24 protein-coding genes are annotated in these 24,379 nt (G+C 60.1%); 12 read left to right on the top strand and 12 right to left on the bottom strand.

Translation table 11 applies throughout. From position 1 onward, the window contains the following. Positions 1-162: 162 nt before the first annotated feature. On the top strand, positions 163-693 hold the full coding sequence (locus EJ576_RS04115) for a bacterioferritin (protein WP_028615542.1): 531 nt from the start codon (positions 163-165) through the stop codon (positions 691-693). Positions 694-810: 117 nt separating this feature from the next. Here EJ576_RS04115 and EJ576_RS04120 read toward each other — a convergent pair whose 3' ends face one another. Beyond that, entirely contained in the window at positions 811-2,880 is a 2,070-nt protein-coding gene (locus tag EJ576_RS04120) for an AsmA family protein (protein ID WP_126569620.1), read from the bottom strand. Positions 2,881-3,239: 359 nt separating this feature from the next. On the opposite strand from EJ576_RS04120, the gene EJ576_RS04125 reads away from it, so the two are divergent. Together EJ576_RS04125 and EJ576_RS04130 are read left to right on the top strand one after the other, a co-directional pair. After that, entirely contained in the window at positions 3,240-3,692 is a 453-nt protein-coding gene (locus EJ576_RS04125; protein ID WP_068935285.1) for a hypothetical protein, read from the top strand. 151 nt (positions 3,693-3,843) lie between these two features. Next, entirely contained in the window at positions 3,844-4,476 is a 633-nt protein-coding gene (locus tag EJ576_RS04130) for a TetR family transcriptional regulator (protein WP_025857330.1), read from the top strand. Positions 4,477-4,481: 5 nt separating this feature from the next. Here the strand turns inward: EJ576_RS04130 and EJ576_RS04135 are convergent, their stop codons facing one another. Next, positions 4,482-4,979 carry a C40 family peptidase gene (locus EJ576_RS04135; protein WP_028615539.1) on the bottom strand — a complete coding sequence of 166 codons (498 nt, stop codon included), beginning with the start codon at positions 4,977-4,979 and terminating at the stop codon, positions 4,482-4,484. Between the two features lie 277 nt (positions 4,980-5,256). Between EJ576_RS04135 and ureE the strand changes: the two genes are divergently transcribed. The 5 genes from ureE (at position 5,257) to EJ576_RS04160 (ending at position 8,939) form a co-directional block, all read left to right on the top strand. Beyond that, positions 5,257-5,757, top strand: coding sequence for an urease accessory protein UreE (gene ureE, locus EJ576_RS04140; RefSeq protein WP_016976942.1), 501 nt, complete (start codon positions 5,257-5,259; stop codon positions 5,755-5,757). Beyond that, complete coding sequence (locus EJ576_RS04145; protein WP_126569621.1) at positions 5,754-6,428, top strand: urease accessory protein UreF; 675 nt, start codon at positions 5,754-5,756, stop codon at positions 6,426-6,428. The genes ureE and EJ576_RS04145 overlap by 4 nt, the downstream gene beginning before the upstream one ends. A 13-nt stretch (positions 6,429-6,441) precedes the next feature. After that, positions 6,442-7,056 carry an urease accessory protein UreG gene (gene ureG / locus EJ576_RS04150; RefSeq protein ID WP_126569622.1) on the top strand — a complete coding sequence of 205 codons (615 nt, stop codon included), beginning with the start codon at positions 6,442-6,444 and terminating at the stop codon, positions 7,054-7,056. Positions 7,057-7,078: 22 nt separating this feature from the next. Then, positions 7,079-7,651, top strand: coding sequence for a HupE/UreJ family protein (locus tag EJ576_RS04155; protein ID WP_028615536.1), 573 nt, complete (start codon positions 7,079-7,081; stop codon positions 7,649-7,651). Positions 7,652-7,820: 169 nt separating this feature from the next. Beyond that, positions 7,821-8,939: an AGE family epimerase/isomerase gene (locus EJ576_RS04160; protein WP_122730613.1), complete on the top strand. Its 1,119-nt coding sequence runs from the start codon at positions 7,821-7,823 to the stop codon at positions 8,937-8,939. Here EJ576_RS04160 and EJ576_RS04165 read toward each other — a convergent pair. From EJ576_RS04165 to EJ576_RS04215, 9 genes are all read right to left on the bottom strand, one after another. Beyond that, on the bottom strand, positions 8,911-9,816 hold the full coding sequence (locus tag EJ576_RS04165; protein WP_122730611.1) for a cation diffusion facilitator family transporter: 906 nt from the start codon (positions 9,814-9,816) through the stop codon (positions 8,911-8,913). The genes EJ576_RS04160 and EJ576_RS04165 overlap by 29 nt on opposite strands. Before the next feature lie 184 nt (positions 9,817-10,000). Then, positions 10,001-10,768, bottom strand: a complete 768-nt coding sequence (locus tag EJ576_RS04170) for an SDR family oxidoreductase (RefSeq protein ID WP_028615533.1) — start codon at positions 10,766-10,768, stop codon at positions 10,001-10,003. Between the two features lie 743 nt (positions 10,769-11,511). Then, positions 11,512-12,228 carry an ABC transporter ATP-binding protein gene (locus EJ576_RS04180; RefSeq protein WP_010213569.1) on the bottom strand — a complete coding sequence of 239 codons (717 nt, stop codon included), beginning with the start codon at positions 12,226-12,228 and terminating at the stop codon, positions 11,512-11,514. Beyond that, positions 12,225-13,100 carry an ABC transporter ATP-binding protein gene (locus EJ576_RS04185; RefSeq protein WP_028615532.1) on the bottom strand — a complete coding sequence of 292 codons (876 nt, stop codon included), beginning with the start codon at positions 13,098-13,100 and terminating at the stop codon, positions 12,225-12,227. The genes EJ576_RS04180 and EJ576_RS04185 overlap by 4 nt, the downstream gene beginning before the upstream one ends. Continuing rightward, positions 13,097-14,374, bottom strand: coding sequence for a high-affinity branched-chain amino acid ABC transporter permease LivM (gene livM, locus EJ576_RS04190; RefSeq protein ID WP_016976932.1), 1,278 nt, complete (start codon positions 14,372-14,374; stop codon positions 13,097-13,099). Before livM ends, EJ576_RS04185 begins: the two co-directional genes overlap by 4 nt. Positions 14,375-14,376: 2 nt before the next feature. Beyond that, complete coding sequence (locus EJ576_RS04195; RefSeq protein ID WP_003188099.1) at positions 14,377-15,291, bottom strand: branched-chain amino acid ABC transporter permease; 915 nt, start codon at positions 15,289-15,291, stop codon at positions 14,377-14,379. Between the two features lie 234 nt (positions 15,292-15,525). Then, complete coding sequence (locus tag EJ576_RS04205) at positions 15,526-16,662, bottom strand: branched-chain amino acid ABC transporter substrate-binding protein (RefSeq protein ID WP_126569623.1); 1,137 nt, start codon at positions 16,660-16,662, stop codon at positions 15,526-15,528. A 374-nt stretch (positions 16,663-17,036) separates the two neighbouring features. Continuing rightward, complete coding sequence (locus EJ576_RS04210; RefSeq protein ID WP_126569624.1) at positions 17,037-18,320, bottom strand: FAD-binding oxidoreductase; 1,284 nt, start codon at positions 18,318-18,320, stop codon at positions 17,037-17,039. A gap of 173 nt (positions 18,321-18,493) precedes the next feature. Further along, the gene (locus EJ576_RS04215; protein ID WP_126569625.1) at positions 18,494-19,984 is read right to left on the bottom strand and encodes an aldehyde dehydrogenase family protein; all 1,491 of its coding nucleotides are present in this window, start codon (positions 19,982-19,984) and stop codon (positions 18,494-18,496) included. A 154-nt stretch (positions 19,985-20,138) separates the two neighbouring features. Between EJ576_RS04215 and EJ576_RS04220 the strand changes: the two genes are divergently transcribed. The 3 genes from EJ576_RS04220 (at position 20,139) to nadE (ending at position 23,263) form a co-directional block, all read left to right on the top strand. After that, complete coding sequence (locus EJ576_RS04220) at positions 20,139-21,032, top strand: LysR family transcriptional regulator (protein WP_126569626.1); 894 nt, start codon at positions 20,139-20,141, stop codon at positions 21,030-21,032. Between the two features lie 185 nt (positions 21,033-21,217). After that, complete coding sequence (gene pncB, locus EJ576_RS04225; RefSeq protein WP_012721934.1) at positions 21,218-22,432, top strand: nicotinate phosphoribosyltransferase; 1,215 nt, start codon at positions 21,218-21,220, stop codon at positions 22,430-22,432. A 3-nt stretch (positions 22,433-22,435) separates the two neighbouring features. Continuing rightward, complete coding sequence (gene nadE / locus EJ576_RS04230) at positions 22,436-23,263, top strand: ammonia-dependent NAD(+) synthetase (RefSeq protein WP_126569627.1); 828 nt, start codon at positions 22,436-22,438, stop codon at positions 23,261-23,263. 136 nt (positions 23,264-23,399) lie between these two features. On the opposite strand, the gene azu is transcribed toward nadE, so the two are convergent. Continuing rightward, positions 23,400-23,846 (bottom strand): azurin, encoded by a 447-nt coding sequence (gene azu / locus EJ576_RS04235; protein WP_126569628.1) that lies wholly within the window; start codon positions 23,844-23,846, stop codon positions 23,400-23,402. A 332-nt stretch (positions 23,847-24,178) separates the two neighbouring features. Between azu and EJ576_RS04240 the strand changes: the two genes are divergently transcribed. Next, positions 24,179-24,361, top strand: a complete 183-nt coding sequence (locus EJ576_RS04240; RefSeq protein WP_016976924.1) for a hypothetical protein — start codon at positions 24,179-24,181, stop codon at positions 24,359-24,361. Positions 24,362-24,379 lie beyond the last annotated feature (18 nt).

Here is a 24,379-nt window from a genome sequence, read left to right on the forward strand (position 1 = left end):
AACGTCCTTGATCAGGAAAGATTCACCAGAGGCTAGCCCAGTCCCGCGACGCAGTGATGACATAAATCCGATAAAACTTTTTGCGTGACGCAGGACTCACAACTTGGAGCGATCACGCCGGCAGAGCGTGGCGCAAAACCGGATTAGTACCAGGAGATTGAGATGACCGAAGCAAACTTGACTGACGTTGCGACCCTGCGCAGCCGCGCCCGCCAGAACGTGGAAAACGGTGCAGTGACCGAGGGTTATGACGCCGACCGCGAAGAAATTATCCGCCTGCTCAACGCATCGCTGGCCACCGAACTGGTCTGCGTGCTGCGCTACAAGCGCCACTACTTCATGGCCAGCGGCATTAAGGCTGCAGTCGCCGCGCAGGAATTCCTCGAGCACGCTACCCAGGAAGCCGAACACGCCGACAAGCTCGCAGAGCGCATCGTGCAGTTGGGCGGTGAGCCGGAGTTCAACCCGGACCTGCTGTCGAAGAATTCCCACGCACAGTACGTGGCAGGCAATAACTTGAAGGAAATGGTCTACGAAGACTTGGTAGCCGAGCGCATTGCCGTGGACAGCTACCGCGAAATCATCCAGTACATTGGCGATAAAGACCCGACCACGCGCCGCCTCTTCGAAGAAATCCTGGCCCAGGAAGAAGAGCATGCGGACGATATGGCTGACATCCTAGAAAGCCTGTAATCCCGCGACATGCAATCCCATGTGAGAGGGGGCTTGCCCCCGATAGCGGTGGATCAGTCAATTGAGATGTCGACTGGTCTGCCGCCATCGGGGGCAAGCCCCCTCCCACATTTGCAGTTAGCCTTTCACAGTCTTGGGCGCCTTGCCTTCCTTCATCTGCTGCAGCAACGGCGCACATTCATTCGGCTCACCGCCACTGGGCGCAACCAATGCCAGCAACCCGGCCGCCGGCCCGGCGATGACACCCAGCGCCACCATGCCAGCCCCCCGCAGCGCCAGCGGAATGGCTTTCACACCCGCATTCGGCTTGATAAACGGTCCATTGACGTACAGCGGTGAACGCAGGGAGAACAGGCGAAAGCCTTTCGATTCCGGGGTAATGGTCAGGTCCAACTGCTCTGTGGCCATGTTCGCCGTGCCGTCGATGTAGATGATGGCGTTCTCGGTGTCGAACAGAAACAACCGAGTGGTCGCCAGGCCTGTCTTGATGCCGAAGTCCGCCGCCGCGCAGTTGATCTTCACTTCCTTGTCACCGAACAGTCGGCCTACCACGTAGTTGCCCACGTTGAGCCCGGCGATTTCCATCAGGCTGCGGCTGATGGCACCGTCGTTGATCAGCATCTTCAGGTCACCGTTGGAGCTGCCCAACAGGGCCGCCACGGAGTTGCCGCGACCGGCAATATCCGCGTCGCCATTGAGCTCACCAAAGCTGGTTTTCATCGGTTCGAAGGTTGGGAACAGCTGCTTGAGCTTGAAGTTGCGCGCGGTAAGTTTGGCGCGGCCTTCCATTGGCGTGATGCGGCCGTTGAGGCGGATCTGCGCATCCAGCTTACCGCCGGCCACGCCGAAACGCAGGGGTTCGAGGCTCAGTTCGCCGTCATTCAGCACCAGGTGGGTGTAGAGGTCGGTAAACGGCAGATCGGCACTGTGCACGATGCGCTTGCCGGTGAATTCCACGTCGGCATCCATGACGCGCCAACGCTCGGTGCGGAATTCTTCCACCGGCAACACTTTGGTCGCCGGCTGTTTGCTGTCGCCGCCACGGGCTTTTTGTTTGGCGTTGGAGTCGGCGCCGATCAGCGGTGCGAGGTCGGTCATCAGCAGTTGGTTGGAGACCAGCGCGCCGCTGAGCTTGGGCCGTGGCTGGCTGGCGACGTAGGCAAGGTTGCCGTGGATATCGCTGTTGCCGATCTTGCCGTTGAAGTTGTCATAGCGGAAGGACGCGCCATTGGCTTCGTGCAGCTTGGCGATCAGATGACCATCGGTGGAGTAGGCCGGCGAATCCGGCAGGGTCACGCCAGTCAGGGGGTAGAGATTGCCCAGGCTGGAACCGGCGAGTTTCAGGCGCAGGTCGAGCGCGCCCAGGTTCAGCGGGTCGGTCAGGGTGCCGGCCAGGGCGATGCTGGTGTCGGCAATCTTGACCTGGGCTTGCAGCGGGAACGGCTTGGCCGCGTCCTGCAGGGCCAGCAGGCCACCGATCTTGCCGCTGCCGTCGAGTTTCTGGCCGTGATACTGGCCTTTGACCTTGAGGCCGAACGCATAATCCTGCGGTGCGGAGCCTTTCTCCAGGGCCTTCTTGGCATCGGCATCGCCGACGATTTCGCCGAACGGGATGGGTTTGCCCAGCGGGTCGATGATCACATCCAATTGGGTCTTGAGGGTTTGGTCGTCGAGGGTCACGTGGCCTTTGTCGAAGCCGATGGCACCGATGTCCACCACCCAGTTGGAAGGCTCGGCGTTCGGGTCCTTGGGGTCGAACGTGAAAGTCCAGTTGGCGCGGCCATCGGCCAGGCGCTGCAACTGCGCGCTCGGCTCGGTGAGGTCGATACGCGGGATCACCACGCGCTGCACCAGCAACGCCAGGGGCGAAATGCGCAGCTCCACCTTCTTGAGGGTGACCATTTGCGGGTTTTTCGACCAGTCCGGGTTGCCCAGGGTCAGGTCTTCGGCAATCACATGCGGCCACGGCACCCAAGCGCGCCAGCCGCCTTCATCGGGCTCACGCGCCCACACCACCGCCAGGTTGCCGTTGATGGCAAACGGTCGATGCAATTCTTCGGAGACCTTGGCATTGAGGGGCGGCTTGATGCGGTTCCAGTCAAAGAACACCAGGACCAACACCACCACGGCGATTAACACAACGAAGCTGGCGCAGCTCCAAGCGACGATTTTACGAGTGCGCGTCATTGCACAGGACTCCTGAATACGACTGGCTGGGTGACAGCCTTTAAGGACAGCTTATAGAACTACGACTGGCAAACCGCCTGGGGGTTTAACCCGATCCCCGATTTGCCTGGAAAAACCTCAATTTCTGACCACTTCGACAGATTCCTCCTACCACGGCGCACCATTGTTACCCACGCGCGTGTCGAAAATACCCACACCAGTGCAAAACCGCGTGCTTGAGAGGCCCGTTCTAGAGCCTCCGCCTAGAACAATCAATTCTGTTGATTATTACCATTGTGTTTATGAACTTTTATATCGACTTATCGAGAGTAGCATTAGTCCTGTACCCACTTTATCGCCCTCCCAAGGAGCAACCCATCATGAAACGCCAATTACTCGCTACCGCCCTGTTATCCATCCTGGCTTCCAGTGCCTTTGCCCTGCCAGCCGCCGAACAAGCCACTCCACAAGTCAAAGCTGACGCCGTTCCTTTCAGCCAGACCGTCGCTCGCAGCGGTTCGCAAGAAGAAGAGAACCGTGACTACGCCAAAGGCGCTGTAGCTGAAAATGGTTCGGAACAAGCTAACAAACGCGCTTACACCGAAGGCCTGACCGAAAACGGCCGTAACCGCCTGGAAGAAAAAGGCCTGGTTGAAGGTGGTGCTGATCGCCTGCTGGAACGCAACGCTGTTGCCGAAGGTGGCCGTGATCGTCTGGAACAGAAAGGTCTGGTCGAAGGCGGTGCTGAACAAGCCAACAAACGCGCCTACACCGAAGGCGTTGCTGAAGGCGGTGCTGACCGTCTGCAAGAACTGCATCAAGCACAGAGCTAACCCCGTGGTGGCCGAGAAAAAAGCCCGATCTGTCGATCGGGCTTTTGCTTTCCTGTAGATCGCGTCACGCCCGTCCCCCGCCAAGTTCGACGCCAACAGACCTGTTTTGCTAGAGTGCGTCGCTGTACTTGCCAACAAAGCCCGCCCGCCAATGCTGCCCCGCGCCGAACAGAAGCAACAGACCCGCCTCGCCCTGATGGACGCAGCCCGCCATTTGATGGAGTGTGGCCGTGGGTTTGGCAGCCTGAGTCTGCGTGAAGTGGCGAAGACCGCCGGTATCGTGCCCACCGGTTTCTATCGGCATTTTGCCGACATGGACCAGTTGGGGCTGGTGTTGGTGAGTGAAGTCGGCCAGACCTTCCGCGCCACCATCCGCCTGGTGCGCCATAACGAATTCGTGATGGGCGGCATTATCGATGCCTCCGTGCGGATCTTTCTCGATGTGGTCTCGGCCAACCGTTCGCAATTCCTGTTCCTGGCCCGCGAGCAATACGGCGGCTGCCTGGCGGTGCGCCAGGCGATCGGTGCTTTGCGTGAAGACATCACCCGCGACCTGGCGGCCGACCTGACGTTCATGCCAAAACTGCAGCACCTAGATGCCGAAGGCCTGCATGTGATGGCCGACCTAATCGTCAAAAGTGTGTTCGCCACCCTCCCCGACATCATCGATCCGCCGGCCCAGGCCCTGCCTGACCACCTCACGCCGCAGGCGAAAATCACCCAGCAATTGCGCTTTATCTTTATCGGCCTGAAGCACTGGCAAGGGCTTGGCAGCACCGAATAAAGCCATCAGCCTGCCGTGTGAAAACGTTTAGCAGTGGTGTAGTGCTTGTTCCAGTAGCTGTTGCTTAATGAATCGATGCGGATGTTCTTGCCCGTACGTGGCGAATGAATGAATTTGCCTTGGCCTATATAAAGCCCCACATGGCTGACTTGACCGCGCCCGTTTGCCTTGAAAAACACCGCATCGCCGGGCTTGAGTGCGTTGCGCTTGATGGTCGGAGCCGTGGAGCGGTGCATGGCGGCGGTGGTGCGTGGTATCTGGATATTGGCTTCGGTCTTGAACAGGTAAACCAGGAAGCTGCTGCAATCGAAGCCTTGCTGCACCGAAGAGCCACCCCACTTGTACGGCGTGCCGAGCAGTTCATGGGCACGGTCAACCACATCGTCAATGGCGGCTTCTTGGACTGAAGCGCTGAACGTGGGGCGGGGCTGCAGAGAGGCTGAAGCTGATGAAATGGCAAAAGACAGGCTGACAATGACTAAACAACACAATGATCTAAACATGATAAACGTCGCAGTGGGTTGAACACGGCGCACAGACTAAAGACACAGCAGGTAACTACTTGAACGGCGAATCCTCAACCTACGTAGGAAAAATCCGAAAACGCCCATAGCGAGTGCGTCAGCCCAGCCAGCGCACCATCTTTGCTCACACCAAAAATCTTCCTACGCCCTATTTAGTGGCGTTACCGTCCCTGCTGACAGGGAATTCCTACTCTCCCGCCGGGTTGGCAAGCCCCTTGCTCTAGCACTTGCATCGCTCATAGCTGGAAGCTTCCTGATGCTGGTGATCCACCGCCGAATCGCCCCCCAAGCCCTCTGGGCCGCCGAGTTGCTACTGAATTTCGAAGCACGCAGCAAAAGCCGCCTGCGCTGTTTCAGTGCCGACGGTGAAGACGTCGGCCTTTTCCTGGAGCGCGGTCAGCCACCGCTGCACGATGGCGAATTCCTACAGGCTGAAGACGGACGAGTCGTACGCGTGTGCGCCCGGCCTGAACAACTGCTGCATGTCACCTGCAGCAGCGCATTTGAACTGACGCGCGCGGCGTATCACCTGGGTAACCGGCACGTGGCGTTGCAGGTGGGCGATGGCTGGCTGCGCCTGCTCGATGACTATGTGCTCAAGGCCATGCTCGAACAGCTGGGCGCGCAGACGCAGACCATCGAAGCGCCGTTCCAGCCGGAACATGGCGCGTACGGCGGCGGGCATCATCACTCGCGCCATGGCGATGAAGATTTCAACTACCCGCCCAAGCTGCACCAGTTCGGCGTGCGCCTGTGAACCCAGCCTGGGCGCTGTTGCGTCTGGCCAGTCCGCAATTGCCGATTGGTGGCTACAGCTATTCCCAGGGCTTGGAAATGGCGGTGGAGAACGGTCGCGTCAACGACGCTGCCAGTGCGCGACGCTGGATCAGCGATCAGTTGCTGCTCAACCTGGCGCGCTTCGAAGCGCCGGTGTTGCTCGCCCATTGCCAAGCAGCCTGTGAGGCCGATTGGCCGCGCCTGACCCAGCTGTGCGAAGAACATCGCGCTAGCCGTGAGACCCGCGAGCTGTATCAAGAGAGCCGACAGATGGGCTACTCCCTGCAACAGTTGCTCAATGGTTTGCCGGAACTGGACGGCGGCGCCCGCGAATTTCTTGAGCAGTGCAGCGAGCCCCATCTCGCCCTGGGCTGGGCCCTCGCCGCACGCGCATGGAACATCAGCCCCGCCGACGCCCTCGCCGCCTGGCTGTGGAGCTGGCTGGAAAACCAATTGGCCGTGCTGATGAAAACCCTGCCCCTGGGCCAACAAGCCGCCCAACGCCTGACCAGTGAACTGCTGCCGTTGCTGCAACAAGCCCAGCAGGACGCCAGCCGCATCGAACCCCACCATTTCGGCAGCGCCGCGTTTGGCCTGTCCCTGGCCTGCATGGCCCACGAGCGCCAATACAGCCGCCTATTCCGTTCCTAGGAGAAAAGCACATATGAACACACAACCTTTGCGTGTCGGCATCGGCGGCCCGGTGGGCTCCGGCAAGACGGCCCTGACCCTGGCCCTGTGCCTCGCGCTGCGTGATCGCTACAACCTCGCGGTGGTCACCAACGACATCTACACCCGCGAAGACGCCGACTTCCTGGTGCGCAACCAGGCCCTCGCGCCGGAACGCATCATCGGCGTGGAAACTGGCGGCTGCCCGCACACCGCGATCCGCGAAGACGCCTCGATCAACCTGGAAGCCGTCGACCAGCTCAACCGCCGCTTCCCCGGCCTGGACCTGATTCTGGTGGAGTCCGGGGGCGACAACCTCTCGGCCACCTTCAGCCCGGAGTTGTCGGACCTGACTATCTACGTGATCGACGTGTCCGCCGGCGACAAGCTGCCGCGCAAGGGCGGGCCTGGCATCTGCAAGTCCGACCTGCTGGTGATCAACAAGATCGACCTGGCGCCCTTGGTCGGCGCGTCGCTGGAGCTGATGAACAGCGACACCACCCGCATGCGCAACGGCAAACCCTTTGTGTTCAGCAACCAGAAAACCGGTGTCGGCCTGGATGAAATCGTCGCCTTCATCGAACGCCAAGGCCTGCTGAGCGCCGCCTGATCAACCCATAAGGAACCTGTCCATGAGCCTCAAGAAACTCTTCACCGCCGCCGCCCTGCTGCTGGCCCCAGCCCTGGCTTTCGCTCACCCGGGCCATGGCGACAACGGCCTGGTGGCCGGCATCAGCCATCCCCTGGGCGGCATCGACCACTTGCTGGCCATGGTCGCCGTCGGTTTGTGGGCCGCCCAACAAAAAGGCGCCGCACGTTGGGCCCTGCCGTGCACCTTTGTCGGCACCATGTTGATTGGCGGCGTGTTGGGTTTTGAAGGCCTGGCGTTGCCGGCGCTGGAAAGCGGGATTGCCGCGTCGGTGTTGGCCCTGGGCCTGGCGGTGGCGCTGGCGGTGCGTCCGCCGTTGTTCATGGCGGTGGGGGCGACGGCCTTGTTCGCGCTGTTCCATGGTGTGGCGCATGGTCTGGAGCTGCCGGACATGTCCAGCCCGTGGGCGTATGCCGCGGGGTTTGTCGGTGCGACTGCCGTGCTGCACGCGGCCGGTTACGCGGTGGTGCGCTTCCTGCCGGCTGCGGCGGCGCCGTTGGTGCGGATTGCTGGGGCGGCTTCGGCGGCGACTGGGGTCTGGTTGTTGGCAGGCTGATTTGCGGCGTATTTGACGGCCTCATCGGGGGCAAGCCCCCTCCCACCTTTATTTGTGAACATGGTCGAATGTGGGAGGGGGCTTGCCCCCGATAGCGCTAGACCAGACACCACAGAACCCAAGCCTGATACCATGCGCGCCTACACCCCTGCCGTGACGACGCCAGCCAATGCCCAGCGCTTCCCAACCCTCCTTGAACACCGTGCTTACGCACTTCCACAGCCTGATCGTGCCGCTCTGGCAAGGCCCGGGCTGGAATGCCGACCTGGCATTGCCCTATGAAGCGCTGGACGCCGACCATCACCCGCTGCCCCCGCAACGCTACCGCGCCATGGCCTGCGCCCGGCAGTTGTACTTGTTTGCCAGCCTGATCGGCGAGCCCGGCGCAGCCTTCGCGCAAGAGCGCGCAGCGGCACTGTTCCGCTCCCTGCAACGGCACTTCCACGACGCCGAACACGGCGGCTGGTTCTACAGCATCGACCCGTCCGGCCAGCCGCTGGACAAGCGCAAAGACCTCTACACCCACGCCTTCATCATCTTTGCCTGCGCCCATTACTGGGCCAAGGTGCGCGAGCCATTGGTGGAGTCGGTCCTCAATGCCGCCCTGGAAGTGGTCGCCGAGCGATTTTCCACAGGCGACGGCCTGTACGAAGCCGTGCTGGAACGCAACTGGTCATCGCTCAAGTCAGGCCCGCTGCAAAACCCGCTGATGCACCTGGCCGAAGGTTTCCTTGCCACCCTCGCGGTGCGTGAAGACGCCAACGTGCAAGCCGCCCTGCTGACGCTGGCGACAGCCATGCAGCAGCGTTTCATCGACCGCCAGCACGGCGTGATGATGGAAAAACCGCTGGACGCTGTGGATAACTGGTTCGAGCCGGGGCACCAGTTCGAATGGTTCTTTTTGCTGGAGTCTTCGGATGTGCTGCACGGTACGCCGCTGCATGCGTCGCTGACCCGGGCTTTCGCCTACGCAGAACTCAAGGGTGTGGATAACCTCAGCGGTGCAGTCAGCGGCATGCTGGCGCTGGACGGTACGGTGCGCGACGGCACCCAACGCATCTGGGCACAGGCCGAATACCTGCGGGCACTGACCTTGCGACCCAACAGCGAAGCGGTGCTGCAACGCCAATTGCTGGCGCTGCAACAACATTTTCTGCATGCAAAAGGCTGGAATGAATGCCTGGATGCCAAGGGCGCCGTAAGCCGACGGGACATGCCGTCGACCACGCCGTATCACTTGGCAACCTGTTACCAGGGCCTTATGCGATCCACTTGCGATCTCCGGTAAAGCTGATCGTCAGCCAACGCGCTGCATCCGGAGCGCCGAGCCCTGTGGATATCTCTTCGCGCAGTCCGTCCAGCGTCGCGACGTTATCCACCGGGTAGTCCGCCGGCAACACCACATGAATCTCGATAAACCGCGCCCGCCCGTGCTTTTGCACGTACGACACATAGTCGTCGAAACCATGTTTGGCCTGCGCCGCTTCCATCACCTCGCGCACTTTGTCGTCCAACTGGTCCGGCGCGATTCCCAGCACCTCGCGCAACGCTGGGCGCAGGATCTTGAACGCCGGTGCCAGCATGCTCAGGGCCAGCAGGATCAGGATCAATGGGTCGACATACACCGCCCACTCGCCGTAGCCCTGGGACTTGAGCAACAGCGCCGCCAGGAAGCTGATCAGCAAGCCCACCGACAACATCGCGTCCACCAGCCAACTGATGTTGTCGAACTGGATCAGCGATGATTTCAGCCGGCGATTGCGATAACGCACGTAGAAGAAGTAGGCGAACTCGACGACGGTAAACACCGCCGCGTAGATGATCACCAACCCCAACTCGATCTCCCGGCCGCCATTGATAATGCCGAACACGCCGTTGAGGAACGCATAGATGGCGATCAGCAAGAGGAAACTGCCTTCAATCAGCAGCACCATCGGCTCCAAGTGCCAATAGCCGAACTGGAAACGCTCGTTGCTTTTCTTGGCGATCAGCTTTGCCGTGATCAGCATCAACACCTTGATGGCGGTGGCGATCAGCGAGAAAAAGCCGTCGAACAGAATGGATTGGGCGCCAGAAATCACACCCGTGACAATCCCGGCGATCGCTACGGCGAACATCAGGATGGTCGATTGTTTGAGCAGTGCCTGCTCACCTCGGTTACTCACATTTCCTCCCGTCAAAACCTTAAATCCGCACGGTGCGGAGGGGTTTTACCGGGTGGAGTGTACCTTATGTCGTGTTTTGGCCGATTTGCCGCATGATTACCGGTAAAAACCTGATCCTGTGGTGAGCGGGCTTGCCCCGCGCGAGGCAAGCTCGCTCACCACAAAAAAACAGCAGGACGGAGCGTCAGCCCTTGGCACCACGTTCAATCGCAAACCCGGCCCAGGTCTGGCTCACCGGCATCAACTCCAACCGATTGATATTCACATGCGCCGGCGTATTCATGACCCAGAAGATCGTGTCGGCAATATCCTGCGGCTGGATCGGCTCGGCACCCGCATAAGTCGCGTCATACCGCGCCTGGTCACCGCCAAAGCGCACCAGCGAGAACTCGCTCTCACACAGGCCCGGTTCGATGTTGGTCACGCGCACGCCTGTGCCTTGCAGGTCGCAACGCAGGTTCAGCGAGAACTGCTTCACGAATGCCTTGGAACCGCCATACACGTGGCTGCCCGGATAAGGGTAATTACCCGCGATTGAACCCAGGTTGATGATGCCCGCACCACGACCGTGAGCGATCAGGCGTGGCAGCAGCAGGTTAGTGGTGGTCAGCAGGCCCTTGATGTTGGTGTCGACCATGGTTTCCCAATCGTCGAGGTTGCATTTGGGCGCAGGGTCGGTGCCCACGGCCAGGCCGGCGTTGTTGATCAGCCCGCGCAGCTTGGCGAACGACGGAGGCAGGTTGGCGATGGCGTCTTCCATGCCTTTGCGATCCCGCACATCCACGACCAGGCCATGCACTTCAGTCTGCTTGGAAAGCTCTTCGACCAGCGCATTCAGGCGGTCGGCACGACGACCGGTGAGCACCAGTTTCCAGCCGGCTTCGGCAAAACGACGGGCGCAGGCTTCGCCGAAACCTGAGGTTGCGCCAGTAATAAACAACGTGTCGGACATGGTGTTCTCCTTGCGGGCATCGGAAAAAAATCAGCCAGCAGAATGCCCTTACGCCGCGATGGCGGCAACCGCTAAGCACACAACTTGATACACGCCTGATCATTTTTTAACCATATTCCGCAAAGCCATACAAACCGTGGCTTGTAGCCATATGCACGCAGGTTATCCACAAGTGCGCCCACAGTCTTTGGGGGCAAGTACACAATGCTTCAGGCCGCTATACACAAGGGCTGCAGGCAGTTTTAGAAAGTTTTTTGCTTGACCTTGGTCGGGACGTATGTAGGCCTGTCGCCGATCGCAAAATCAGAACGATGGCTCCAGGCCAGTCAATCCGGCCGCTGCGGCGGTCTTTCCAGAGTTTAGTCACAGACTTATCCACAGGCTGGCGGGACATATTTCGGTCATATACCTGTGTCTTTAAACAGGTTGACAAAGGGCCCGACTGGCAACCAAAAACCCACTGATCAAAAAACAACCACTGCGCTGCAAGCCACGGATTCATTGGCTTCCAGCCAGCTACTCCCACGTTACCCACAGCCGGTTCCACAGCGGATGGGGACAAGTCAAAACTGTGACAAAACAGGGATTTGCGGCGGCTATATGTCGCGCTTTGGAGGGAGGCTGGATTTGTTTTCCACAATTTGGCATCGGCCTTGTGAAACCCACAAAAACAAATGTGGGAGCAGGCAAGCCAGCTCCCACATACAGCAGGCACCTACAGCAGGCCTGCATCAAGTTTTACATCAATGCCCGCCGAGGTAGGCGTTGCGCACTTCCTCGTTCACCAGCAACTCCTTGCCGGTGCCGGTCAGGCGAATCTCGCCGTTAACCATCACATACGCGCGGTCCGACAAGCGCAGCGCATGGTTGGCATTCTGTTCCACCAGGAAGATGGTCATTCCGGTGGAGGCCAGCTCGCGCAACGTCGAAAAGATCTGCTTCACCACAATCGGCGCCAGGCCCAGGCTCGGTTCATCCAGCAGCAACAGCTTGGGCCGGCTCATCAGCGCGCGGGCGATGGCGAGCATTTGCTGCTCGCCGCCGGACATGGTCATGGCGCGCTGGTTACGCCGCTCCTTGAGCCGTGGGAACAGCTCGAACATGCGCTGCATGTCTTCCTGGGCAAACTTGTCGCCAATGGGGATGGTGCCCATCAACAGGTTTTCCTCGACGGTCATGTCGGGGAACACCCGCCGGCCTTCCGGCGACTGCGCGATGCCGTTGGACGCGATGTAGTGCGACGACTTGTGGGTAATGTCGACACCGTTGTAGAGAATCTGCCCCGACTCGGCACGTGGCTGGCCGAAGATCGACATCAGCAGCGTGGATTTGCCCGCGCCGTTGGAGCCAATCAGGCTGACAGTTTCGCCTTCATTGATGTGCAGCGAGACTTTTTTCAGGGCCTGGATCGGGCCGTAATACACGTCCAGGTCCTTCATTTCGAGGATAGGTGCACTCATACCAACTCCTCTTCGTCAGCGCCCAGGTAGGCGGCAATCACTTTCGGGTCGTTGCGGATCGCATCCGGGCCACCCTCGGCGATCACGTTGCCGTGGTCCAGCACCACGATGTGGTCGGAAATACTCATTACCATGCCCATGTCGTGTTCGATCAGCACCACCGTGAGGTCGTGTTCGTCGCGCAGCAGGCGAATCATCGCGCTGAGCGCTTCGGTTTCCTGGGGGTTGAGGCCCGCAGCGGGTTCGTCCAGACAGATGATCTGCGGCCGCGTGCACATGGCGCGGGCGATCTCCAGGCGGCGCTGCTGGCCGTAGGAGAGTTCACCAGCCAGGCGGTTGGCGCAGTCCACCAGGTCCACCACTTCGAGCCAGTAGAACGCGTGGTCCAACGCGTCGCTTTCGGCCTTGCGATAGCCCTTGGTATTGAGGATGCCCGCGAGCATGTTGCGGTTGACCCACATGTGCTGGGCCACCAGCAGGTTTTCCACCACCGACATTTCCTTGAACAGGCGAATGTTCTGGAATGTCCGCGCCAGTCCGGCGCGGTTCACCAGGTGGGTGCCGCCGAACATCTTGTAGTACACCCGGCTGAGGAAGCTTTTGGGCGACACGAAGTCGGTGGGCTGGAAGCGCTCGCCGAGCAACTGGATCACGTCGGTCTGCTTGCCGCGAAGGTTGAGTTGGATCTTGCCGCCGCTGGCTTTGTAGAAGCCGGTGAGGCAGTTGAACACCGTGGTCTTGCCGGCGCCGTTGGGGCCGATCAGCGCGAAGATCGAGTTGCGCTCGACCTTAAGGCTCACATCGCTCAAGGCCTTGATGCCACCGAAGTGCATCATCAGGTGCTCTACGGAAAGGACGACTTCCTTGCTCATGGCGCCACTCCTTTACGTGGGGTCACACCGGTACGGCTGATGCGGATCAGGCCGCGTGGTCGCCAAATCATCATCACCACCATCAACACGCCAAACAGCAATACGCGGTACTCGGAGAAGCTGCGCAGCAGTTCCGGGGCAACGGTCAATACGAATGCCGCAATCACCACACCCACCGTCGAACCCATACCGCCCAGGACCACGATGGCCAGGATCAACGCCGACTCGAAAAAGGTGAACGACGACGGGTTGACGAAGCCCTGGTAGCTGGCAAAGAACACCCCGGCCAAGCCCGCCGTCGAGGCACCGATGGTGAACGCCGAAAGCTTGACCAACACGTGGTTCAGGCCCATGGAGCGGCAGGCGATTTCATCTTCGCGCAAGGCTTCCCAGGCGCGGCCTACCGGCATGCGGGTCAGGCGATGCTTGATGTACAGCACGGCCAGCACCACCAGGAACAGCACGATGTAGATGAACAGGAATTTGATGTTGGGGTTGTAGTCGATGCCGAAGAACTCATGGAAGGGAACCCCGCCATCCTTCGCACGCTTGCCGAACTCCAGGCCGAGGAAGGTCGGCGAGGGCACCGGCATGCCGTTGGGGCCGCCGGTAAACGACAGCCAGTTGTTGAGCACCAGACGGATGATTTCACCAAAGCCCAGGGTCACGATGGCCAAATAGTCACCGTGCATTCGTAGCACCGGGAACCCGAGTATGCACCCCGCCAACGCTGCGGCAATGGCCGCCAGCGGCAGCACCGTCCAGAACCCCAGGCCGAGGTATTGATAACCCAATGCCAGGCCGTAGGCGCCGATGGCGTAGAACGCCACGTAACCCAGGTCGAGCAGGCCTGCCAGGCCGACCACGATGTTGAGGCCCAGGCCGAGCAACACGTAGATCAGCCCGAGGATCACCACGGTGAGCAGGTACTTGTTGGCGAAGATCGGGAACACGATGGCGATCACGATCAGTGCCGGGATGATCCAGCGCAACCGCGACTTGTAGTCCGGCGCCAGGACGTGCACGCCAGAGCCGGTGCTCTCAAAACCCTGCAGGATCTTCAGGCCCTTGGGCGTTTGCAGGAACAGGCTCATGGCAAAGCGGCCGACCATCACGATGGCCACCAACAGGGCCACGCGGGCCGGTTCCAGGTTGAAGCTGTAGCCGTCGAGGACCACGCCGACGATCGGACCGAACACGACCAGTGAAATCAGCCCGGCGAGGACTGTATCGACCACACTTTTCTTGATATCGATGGGTTTGGCAGCAGACATGTTTACACCTTCGCCACAAGTGGGCGACCAAGCAGGCCCTGGGGACGGAAAATCAGAATCACCACCAGCAGGGAGAAACTGAACACGTCTTTGTAATCAGAGTTGATCAACCCCGAGAACAACGACTCGGAGATACCGAGGATGATCCCGCCCAACATCGCCCCAGGCAGGGAGCCGATGCCGCCGAGTACCGCTGCGGTAAACGCCTTGATGCCGATGATGAAGCCGGCATAGAAGTCGAAGGTGCCGTAGTTGAGGGTGATCAACACGCCAGCCAATGCCGCCATGGCGGCGCCGATGACGAACACATAGGAGATCACCCGGTCGGTGTTGATGCCGAGGATCGACGCCATCTTGCGGTCTTGCTGGGTGGCGCGGCACATGCGGCCGAGCTTGGTGTATTTGATGATGTAAGTGAGCAACGCCATGCCGGCAAACGCCGCCACGAGGATGAACACCTTGGTGTACGTCAACTGAACGAAGCCTGTGCCGATATCGACACGCCAGGCCCCGGCCAGCAGGGTGGGAATGCCTTGTTGCTTGGCGCCCTGGGCGATCTGCGCGTAGTTCTGCAGGATCAGCGAGATACCGATGGCGCTGATCAGCGGTGCCAGTCGGGTGGAGTTGCGCAGCGGTTTGTAGGCGACACGCTCGATGACCCAGCCGTACACCCCAGTGACGACGACGGTGAAGATCAAGGTGCCGAGAATGAGCAGCGGGAAGGATTCGATGCCGAAGTAAGCCAGCAGTGCCAGACTGATCGCCGCGAGGTAAGCGGAAATCATATAAACCTCGCCGTGGGCGAAGTTGATCATGCCAATGATGCCATAGACCATTGTGTAGCCGATGGCGATCAGGCCATAGACCGACCCGAGGGTCAGGCCGTTGACCAGTTGCTGCAGGAAAATACCATCCATAACGCAATCTCACGCGGTGAGCACCTGCACACCGGTGGGTGTGCGGCGCTTCTGGAGGAAAAAACAGAGTCGTTGCTGGACACGATGCAGTTGGCAACCTCGATCCCCTGTGGGAGCTGGCTTGCCTGCGATAGCGGTTTCACATTCAACACAGGTGTCGACTGTCAGTCCGTCATCGCGGGCAAGCCCGGCTCCCACAGTGGCTCTGTGGTGCCTGCGTGGTCGCGTTAATGCTTACTTCTGTTTTTCCAGCTGGTGGTATTTGCCGTCTTTATCCCACTGGTAAACCACGTAGTCGGAGATCTTCAGGTCACCCTTCGAATCCCAGGCTTTTTCGCCCATGACGGTGTTTACCGGGTGAGCCTTGAGCCACTTGGCGGCGTCTTCGCCTTTGTTGGACTTGGCGCCGTTGAAGCCGGCGGCCAGGGCCTGGACCGACGCGTAGGCGTACAGGGTGTAGCCTTCCGGCTCGGTGCCGTTTTTGCGGAACTCTTCCACCACGGCCTTGCTGTCTGGTAGCAGGCGCGGGTCGGCGCCGAAGGTCATGTACACGCCATCGACGTATTGCTTGCCGCCAGCAGTGGCAACCAGTTCGTCGGTTACTACGCCGTCATCGGACATGAACTTGACGTCTTTCAAACCGGCTTCACGGATCTGGCGAACCAGTGGACCGGCTTCCGGGTGCAGGCCGCCGAAGTACACGACGTCAGCGCCAGTAGAACGGATCTTGGTGACCAGGGCGCTGAAGTCTTTCTCGCCACGGGTCAGGCCTTCTTCCAGCACCGGCTTGACGCCGCGCTTGGTCAACTGGGCAGCGGTGGCGTCAGCCAGGCCTTTGCCGTAGGTGTCCTTGTCGTTGATGACGGCGACTTTCTTGCCCTTGAGCACGTCAACGATGTAGTCACCGGCGACGATGCCTTGCTGGTCGTCACGCCCACACATGCGGAACATGGCGGCCAGGCCGCGTTCGGTCACTTGTGGGTTGGTGGAGCCTGGGGTGATAGCGATGATGCCAGCTTCGTCATACACCTCGGAGGCCGGGATGGTGTTGGAAGAGCAGAAGTGCCCGACCACGCCGATCACTTTGTCCTGGTCAGCCAGGCGGTTGGCCACGGCCACGGCTTGTTTGGGTTCGCAAGCATCGTCACCGGCCACCAGCACGATTTTTTCGCCGTTGATGCCGCCGGCCTTGTTGATCACATCGGCTGCCGCCTGGGCACCCTTCATGTACTGCTCACCGAAAGCGGCGTTGGCGCCCGTCATGGGCCCCGCGACGCCGATCTTCACATCAGCTTGAACAAACGTAGAAACACCCAGCGCCGCTGCAACGGCGAGGGCCAGAAAACCTTTCTTGTAAAACGTCTGGGACATGAGTGGTGCTCCGATATTTTTGATTTTTGGCACGACAACTTGCGTTCAAACTTTTCACTGAAAGCCCAGAGCAAGGCGCGTGCCATTACGTTTTTATTCTTCAAAAAGACACGGTGTCATTGTTATTGCAGGCGTTTCGCCTCCATTCGCCAGGACGTGCAACCCTCTAGCATCAGAAGGTGCAACCAATGGATCCAAAAAGTACAACCGCGACAGGTCGCACCTGCAACCAAAGCTATAAACGACAGTTCCTACAGCTGTAACAGACGGCGTAACGGAACTGCACATTTACAGTGCGTGATTGCTACGACTTGCACCAATACAGATTAGTAGCCTGCTAAGAAAATGCAGGCTTTTGAGCGGTATTTCGCTGATCAGATCACGATCCTCAGGCATTGGCCGGCGTGATACAGCGAGAAGCCGGCTTCATACAGACAGCTGCGCAGGCCCACTCCGGCCAGCGGTTGCATGGGAGCGAACGGAATCGGCAGCGCCTGGGGATTCTGGTGACACAGGTAGTCGGCAAATGCCTTGCCGACCACACTGCCGGTGGTTACGCCGCGGCCGTTATAGCCCGTCACTGCTACGAGGCCGGGCGCTGGTTCGAACAGGCGCATCAAATGGTCTGGGGTGAAGGCGATACAGCCGGTCCAGGTGAACTCCCACTGCACCGATTTGAGGTACGGGAAGTAGTGCTGCTGCACCCGATCGGCCCACGCCTTGAGGAACCAGGCGGGTTTCTGATTGCCGTTGCCCAGGCTGCCGAGTAACAGACGGCCATCGGCATCGCGGCGAATGCTGCTCAGCACCTGGCGCGTATCCCATGAACCCTGGCCACCGGGCAGGATCTGTTGGGCGGCGTCGCCCGTGAGCGGAGCCGACGCGACCTGATAGTAATAGCCGGGGAAAAAATTGCGCCGCAACTCGGTCCATTCGCCCTCGGTGTAGGCGTTGGAGGCGATCACCACCTGTGCAGCCTGCACTGAACCCTGGGCGGTCTGCACCGACCAGTGCGAACCTTGGCGCTCAAGCTGAGTGACCGGTGAGTGATCAAACAACTGCCCGCCAAGCCCGGCAGCAGCATTGGCCAAGCCACTGGTGTAGGCCATCGGGTTCAAGGTGCCAGCGCGCCGGTCCAATAAGGCGGCGGCGATCTTTTTGGTGCCGGTGGCCTGTTCGCAAGCCTGGCCGGTAAGCAGCTCCACTGGCGCGCCCCGGCGTTTCCATTGTGCTTCACGACTGCGCAAATCCGCCTCGCCACGGGCGTTGTGCGCCATGTGCAAGGTGCCTTCACGGCGCAATTGGCAATCGATGGTGTATTTGTCGATCAGGCTGAACACCAGGGACGGCGCCGCACCCAACATGCGGTTGAGCTGGCTGCCCACCGCCTCGCCGAAACCGGCTTCGATCTCGTCCGGCGGGATCCACATGCCGGCGTTGACCAGCCCCACGTTGCGCCCGGAACCACCATGGCCGGTGCGATGGGCCTCCAGCACGGCGACGCTTTTGCCCTGTTCCAGCAAATGAATGGCCGCCGACAAACCGGTGATCCCGGCGCCGATCACGCACACATCCACCTTGACTTCGCCCTTGAGCGCGGCACGGTCCGGCCGGCTGGGGGTGAGGTGCTCCCACAAACATGTTTCGCGTAGTGCCATTGCCAGACTCCGGGATGAAACCTAACAAACAACTGTTATTTTGAATTGCAAACCCAATCAAATGTGGGAGCTGGCTTGCCTGCGATGCAGGCACCTCGGTGTATCAGGTACCCCTGGGTGATGCTATCGCAGGCAAGCCAGCTCCCACATTGACCGCGCTTCGACTTGAGGAATCAGTCGAACGTGATGCCCTGTGCCAGCGGCAACTCCAGCGAGTAGTTCACAGTATTGGTCTGGCGACGCATGTACCCACGCCACGCATCCGAACCCGATTCACGCCCGCCGCCGGTCTCTTTCTCACCGCCAAACGCGCCGCCGATTTCCGCGCCGCTCGGGCCGATGTTGACGTTGGCGATGCCACAGTCGCTGCCCACTGCCGACATGAATTGCTCGGCTTCACGCACGTCGGTGGTGAAGATGCACGATGACAGGCCTTGAGGCACGGCGTTGTTCAGGCGCAGGGCTTCGTTGAAGTCGGTGTAGCCAATCACATAGAGGATCGGGGCGAAGGTCTCGGTGCACACCACGTCGCTTTGCTCGGGCATTTCCACAATCGCTGGCGACACGTAGTAGGCATTCGGAAACGTGTCTTCCAGTTGGCGCTTGCCGCCGAACACCTTGCCGCCTTCGCTCAAGGCTTGCTCCAGGGCGTCCTGCATGTTGTCGAAGCCGTGCTTGTCGATCAGCGGGCCGATCAGGTTGCCTTCCAGCGGGTGGCCGATGCGCACTTTGGAATAGGCGGCCTTGAGGCGGGCGACGATTTCTTCTTTCACCGACTCATGGGCGATCAGCCGACGCAGGGTGGTGCAGCGTTGGCCGGCAGTGCCGACGGCGCTGAACAGGATGGCGCGCACGGCCATGTCCAGGTCGGCGCTCGGACCGAGGATCATCGCGTTGTTGCCGCCCAGTTCGAGGATGCTGCGGGCAAAACGTGCGGCGACTTTCGGCGCCACTTCGCGGCCCATGCGGGTGCTGCCGGTGGCGCTGATCAGGGCGACACGCGGGTCGTCCACCAGTGCAGCCCCGGCATCGCGGCCGCCGATGATCACTTGGCTCAGGTATTCCGGGGCGCCATCGAATTTCTTCAGCACGCGCTCGAACAACGCCTGGCAGGCCAGCGCAGTGAGCGGGGTCTTTTCCGAGGGTTTCCAGATCACGGCGTTGCCGCATACCAGCGCCAGGGTGGTGTTCCACGCCCACACGGCGACCGGGAAGTTAAAGGCACTGATCACGCCAACCACGCCCAGCGGATGCCAGGTTTCACGCATATGGTGGCCTGGGCGCTCGGAGGCGATGGTCAAGCCGTACAACTGGCGCGACAAACCGACAGCGAAGTCGCAGATGTCGATCATTTCCTGCACTTCACCCAGGCCTTCCTGGGTGATCTTGCCGGCTTCCCAGGACACCAGCTCGCCCAGGTCGGCCTTGTATTCGCGCAATACGTCACCGAACTGGCGCACCAGTTCGCCACGGCGCGGTGCTGGCACTTTGCGCCAGGCCTCGAATGCATGCTCGGCGCGACTGACCTGTTGCTCCACCTCGGCGGCACCTTCCCAGTGCACACTGCCGATACGGCTGCCATCAATCGGCGAATGCACGGGCTGCTTGCCCGACTGGTACAGCGCCGGGTTTACCCCGAGACGATCAAGCAATGCGGCAACCATGGGTCACTCCTTCAATCTCAAACAGAAAATTCGCGCCGCTGGCGACACGGCGATCCAGAGCTTATTTGTAGCTGGCCCAAGACTTGCCAACAAACGACGATTAGGCGAGATATCATTCCGTTTATTCATGCAAAGAATAAAAAAGAGGCGTGCCGTGCTGAACAAAAGACATTTGCCTTCGATCACCGCCTTGCAGTGCTTCGAAGCCGCCACCCGCCACCTGAGCTTCACCCGCGCCGCCGAGGAACTGAACCTCACGCAGAGCGCGGTGAGCAAGCAGGTGGCGCAGTTGGAAGAGTTGCTGCAGCACTTGCTGTTCCGCCGCGTGCGCCGGCGCTTGCAGATGACCCCAGCGGGTGACTTGTACCTGGTGGAGGTGCGCAAGATCCTCACGCAGGTGGAGATGTCGACTCACTACCTGCGCTCCTACGGTGGCGAAACCGAAGTGCTGCGGGTCTCCACGCCCTACACCTTCGGCGCGCGCTGGCTGGTGCCGCGCCTGAAGGGCTGGCGACTGCGTCACCCGCAGATCCACCTGGACCTGTGCAATGAACAGGAGCCGGATGAGTTGCTGCAAGGCAAGGCCGACATGGCGTTCTACTTCGGCCAGGGTTCACGCCCCGGCACCGAGAGCCTGAAACTGTTCAGCGAAGAGCTTGTACCGGTGTGCGCGCCGGAGAGCCTGCCGGCGCAGCCATTCTCTGACCCCACGCAATTGAGCAACCTGGTGCTGCTGCAAAACGCCTCGCGCCCCCAGGGCTGGCATGACTGGTTCGCCAGCCAGGGCTACCAGACCGAGCACAGCTATCACGGGCCGCGGTTCGACACCTTTTATATGTGCATCCGTGCCGCGCAGGTGGGTTGTGGCGTGGCGCTGCTGCCGCGCTTTCTGGTGGAAGAGGAACTGGCCGATGGCAAGCTGGTGATCCCCTGGCAGCATGCGCTGCCCAGTCAGGATGCATATTACCTGGCGTATCCGGAGCATTCGGCGGAGGTGCCCAAGGTGCGCGATTTTGTGAAGTGGATGATGGAGCAGGTGGATGGCTGACTACCGCCATCGCCGGCAAGCCAGCTCCATATTTCAAGGTAGGAGCCGGCTTGCCGGCGATAGCGCCAGTAGCCTCGACAAAAAAATCACTGGCAAACCGACCCGCGTCTATGCGCCACTAGCCCCCTTCCTTAATTGTGCGTAAAGGTCGGCGCCCATCGCCGACCCGTCTGGAGATTCCCGTTATGAGCGAGAGTGTGTTTGCCGATCGCATCGTGCAGAACTTGCTCGACACCGACTTCTACAAGCTGACCATGATGCAGGCGGTGCTGCACAACTACCCCAACGTGGAAGTTGAATGGGAGTTCCGCTGCCGTAACAGCGAAGACCTGCGCCCTTACCTGGCGGAGATCCGCTACCAGATCGAACGCCTCGCCGAGCTGAGCCTGAGCCCCGACCAGTTGGGTTTCCTGGAACGCATCAGCTTCATGAAGCCGGACTTTTTGCGCTTCCTCGGGCTGTTCCGCTTCAACCTGCGCTACGTACAGACTGGCATCGAGAACGGCGAACTGTTCATCCGCCTGCGCGGGCCGTGGCTGCATGTGATCCTGTTTGAAGTGCCGATGCTGGCCATCGTCAGCGAAGTGCGTAACCGCTACCGTTACCAGACCGTGATCCTCGAACAGGCGCGGGAGCAGCTGTACCGCAAGTTCGACTGGCTGACGGCCAACGCCAGCAGCGATGAACTGTCGGAGCTGCAAGTGGCCGACTTCGGCACGCGTCGGCGCTTTTCGTACCGGGTGCAGGAAGAAGTGGTCAGCGTGCTCAAGCACGACTTCCCCGGCCGTTTCGTCGGCACCAGCAACGTGCACCTGGCCCGCGAGTTCGATATGAAGCCGCTGGGCACCATGGCCCACGAGTGGATCATGGCCCACCAGCAACTCGGACCGCGCCTGATCGACAGCCAGATCGCCGCGCTCGACTGCTGGGTCCGCGAATACCGTGGCCTGCTGGGCATCGCCCTGACCGACTGCATCACCACCGACGCGTTCCTGGGCGACTTCGACCTGTACTTCGCCAAGCTGTTCGACGGCCTGCGCCATGACTCCGGCGATCCCGTGCAATGGGCAGAAAAAGCCATCGCCCACTACCACAAGCTCGGCATCGAGCCGATGAGCAAGACGTTGGTGTTCTCCGACAGCCTGTCACTGCCCAAGGCCCTGGAGATATTCCGCGCCCTGCGTGGTCGCATTAATGTGAGCTTCGGCATCGGCACCAACCTGACCTGCGACATTCCAGGTGTTGAGCCGATGAGCATCGTGCTTAAAATGACCGCCTGCAATGGCCAACCCGTCGCGAAGATCTCCGATGAAGCGGGCAAGACCCACTGCACCGACCCGAATTTCGTCGCCTATTTGCGTCATGTTTTCAAAGTACCTGCCATCTCTAGCAAGGAGTGAATCATGCAAGCCGTACAGCGTGAGATTGCTGAACAGCTCAAGGTCCAAGCGCCGTTCAACGACCAAGCCGCCCTAGAGGCCGAGGTTGCCCGCCGCGTGACCTTTATCCAGGACTGCCTGCGCAATTCCGGGCTCAAGACGCTGGTGCTGGGCATCAGCGGTGGCGTCGACTCCCTGACCGCAGGCCTCTTGGCCCAACGCGCGGTGAAAGAATTGCGTGAGAACAGCGGTGATGAGGCTTACCGCTTTATTGCGGTGCGCCTGCCTTACGAAACCCAGTTCGACGAAATCGATGCCACCGCCTCGGTGGACTTTATCGAGCCGGACGAGCGCCACACCGTGAACATCGGCCCGGCGGTCAAGGCGCTGGCCAATGAAGTGGCAGCGTTTGAGGGCAAGGCTGCGGTATCCCGGGATTTCGTGCTGGGCAACACCAAGGCGCGCATGCGCATGGTGGCGCAGTACACCATCGCAGGCGCAGCCGGTGGCCTGGTGATCGGCACCGACCATGCAGCGGAAGCGGTGATGGGCTTTTTCACCAAGTTCGGTGATGGCGCATGCGATTTGGCGCCGTTGAGCGGCCTGGTGAAGAACCAGGTGCGTGCGATTGCGCGGCACTTTGGCGCGCCGGAGTCGTTGGTGGAGAAGATTCCGACTGCCGATCTCGAAGACCTGTCGCCAGGCAAGCCGGACGAAGCGTCACATGGCGTGACCTACGCCGAGATCGATGCGTTCCTGCACGGCGAGCCGGTGCGTGAGGAAGCGTTCAAGATTATCTGCGACACCTACCGCAAGACCGAGCACAAGCGGGTCATGCCATTTGCGCCATGAGGTGAGACAGGTAGTTTTGTATTGATTGCCTCATCGCCATCGCAGGCAAGCCAGCTCCCACAGTTGACCTAGTTCCAGCATGAGAATGCGGTCAACTGTGGGAGCTGGCTTGCCTGCGAAGAACGATAACGCGGTGTTACTTCAGGGTCACAGTGCCTTTCATCATCGAGTTGTGGCCTGGGAACGAGCAGAAGAATGCGTACTCAGTGCCCGCCTTCAACTTCGACACATCGAAGGTCACCGAATCTTTCTCGCCAGCACCGATGATCTTGGTGTGGGCGATGATGCGTGCGTCGCCTTCCTTCAGGTAGTCCTTATCGATACCGGCAGCCATGCCGTCGGTGGCAACCGGCTGCATGTCAGCGGCGCTGGTCAGCACCCAGTTATGGCCCATGACGTTTTTCGGCAGGTTGCCGGAGTGAGTCAGCTCAACGGTGAACGTCTTGCAGCTCTTGTCGATTTCAATGGCTTTGGTGTTGAAGGACATTTGGTCGGTGGAGTCGACAGTGACCTTGCACTCTGCAGCAAGCAACTGGCCGCTCGCCAGAGTCAGCAGGGAAACAGCAACGAGTTTGGCAAACATGTGAATCTCCAAGGCAGGGTTTAAAAAACGCGTATTGCGACAAGGGTGCCTGAATCAGGCAGGAATTCTTATGATCTGAATCAACAGATTGTATACAACTTTAGGCTATCAGACTTATCAACACAATCTACCAGCCAAAGTACAACCCCCTGACTATGATCGACTCATCACCCATCGGAGTCCGAGCCATGCACCTCAACCAACTGTTCAACGGCCTGCTGGCCGCCTACGCCTGCGGTAAGTGAAGGCCAAGCGCACCCTGAAGCTGCTACCATGTCGTCCCAAGGCAGCTGCGCGCCGCCACCCTCACCTTCGACCCTAGAGGATCGCCCATGGCCAAACCTAATTACTCCTTCGCCAAACGTCAGAGAGACTTGGCCAAGGAGCAGAAGAAAGAGGAAAAACTGCAACGCAAGAAAGCCGCTGCAGAAGAAGAGGCCAATGGGCTGAACGCCGATGTTGATGGTGAAGAAACGAGCGACGAGACCGAAACACCAAAAGATCCGGCTGAATAAATTCCTTTGTGCTGAGCC

It is taken from the genome of Pseudomonas sp. C 49-2 (assembly GCF_003970195.1).
Taxonomy (GTDB): domain Bacteria; phylum Pseudomonadota; class Gammaproteobacteria; order Pseudomonadales; family Pseudomonadaceae; genus Aquipseudomonas; species Aquipseudomonas canadensis.

Coding starts and splice junctions, on each gene's coding strand:
- EJ576_RS04135 (WP_028615539.1), bottom strand. CDS start 4,979: ATGTTTAGATCATTGTGTTGTTTAGTCATTGTCAGCCTGTCTTTTGCC.
- EJ576_RS04195 (WP_003188099.1), bottom strand. CDS start 15,291: ATGGATGGTATTTTCCTGCAGCAACTGGTCAACGGCCTGACCCTCGGG.
- pncB (WP_012721934.1), top strand. CDS start 21,218: ATGAGCGAGAGTGTGTTTGCCGATCGCATCGTGCAGAACTTGCTCGAC.
- azu (WP_126569628.1), bottom strand. CDS start 23,846: ATGTTTGCCAAACTCGTTGCTGTTTCCCTGCTGACTCTGGCGAGCGGC.
- nadE (WP_126569627.1), top strand. CDS start 22,436: ATGCAAGCCGTACAGCGTGAGATTGCTGAACAGCTCAAGGTCCAAGCG.
- ureG (WP_126569622.1), top strand. CDS start 6,442: ATGAACACACAACCTTTGCGTGTCGGCATCGGCGGCCCGGTGGGCTCC.
- EJ576_RS04125 (WP_068935285.1), top strand. CDS start 3,240: ATGAAACGCCAATTACTCGCTACCGCCCTGTTATCCATCCTGGCTTCC.
- EJ576_RS04130 (WP_025857330.1), top strand. CDS start 3,844: ATGCTGCCCCGCGCCGAACAGAAGCAACAGACCCGCCTCGCCCTGATG.
- EJ576_RS04185 (WP_028615532.1), bottom strand. CDS start 13,100: ATGAGCAAGGAAGTCGTCCTTTCCGTAGAGCACCTGATGATGCACTTC.
- EJ576_RS04215 (WP_126569625.1), bottom strand. CDS start 19,984: ATGGTTGCCGCATTGCTTGATCGTCTCGGGGTAAACCCGGCGCTGTAC.
- EJ576_RS04170 (WP_028615533.1), bottom strand. CDS start 10,768: ATGTCCGACACGTTGTTTATTACTGGCGCAACCTCAGGTTTCGGCGAA.
- livM (WP_016976932.1), bottom strand. CDS start 14,374: ATGTCTGCTGCCAAACCCATCGATATCAAGAAAAGTGTGGTCGATACA.
- EJ576_RS04115 (WP_028615542.1), top strand. CDS start 163: ATGACCGAAGCAAACTTGACTGACGTTGCGACCCTGCGCAGCCGCGCC.
- EJ576_RS04210 (WP_126569624.1), bottom strand. CDS start 18,320: ATGGCACTACGCGAAACATGTTTGTGGGAGCACCTCACCCCCAGCCGG.
- EJ576_RS04120 (WP_126569620.1), bottom strand. CDS start 2,880: ATGACGCGCACTCGTAAAATCGTCGCTTGGAGCTGCGCCAGCTTCGTT.
- EJ576_RS04205 (WP_126569623.1), bottom strand. CDS start 16,662: ATGTCCCAGACGTTTTACAAGAAAGGTTTTCTGGCCCTCGCCGTTGCA.
- EJ576_RS04240 (WP_016976924.1), top strand. CDS start 24,179: ATGGCCAAACCTAATTACTCCTTCGCCAAACGTCAGAGAGACTTGGCC.
- ureE (WP_016976942.1), top strand. CDS start 5,257: ATGCTGGTGATCCACCGCCGAATCGCCCCCCAAGCCCTCTGGGCCGCC.
- EJ576_RS04180 (WP_010213569.1), bottom strand. CDS start 12,228: ATGAGTGCACCTATCCTCGAAATGAAGGACCTGGACGTGTATTACGGC.
- EJ576_RS04155 (WP_028615536.1), top strand. CDS start 7,079: ATGAGCCTCAAGAAACTCTTCACCGCCGCCGCCCTGCTGCTGGCCCCA.
- EJ576_RS04160 (WP_122730613.1), top strand. CDS start 7,821: ATGCCCAGCGCTTCCCAACCCTCCTTGAACACCGTGCTTACGCACTTC.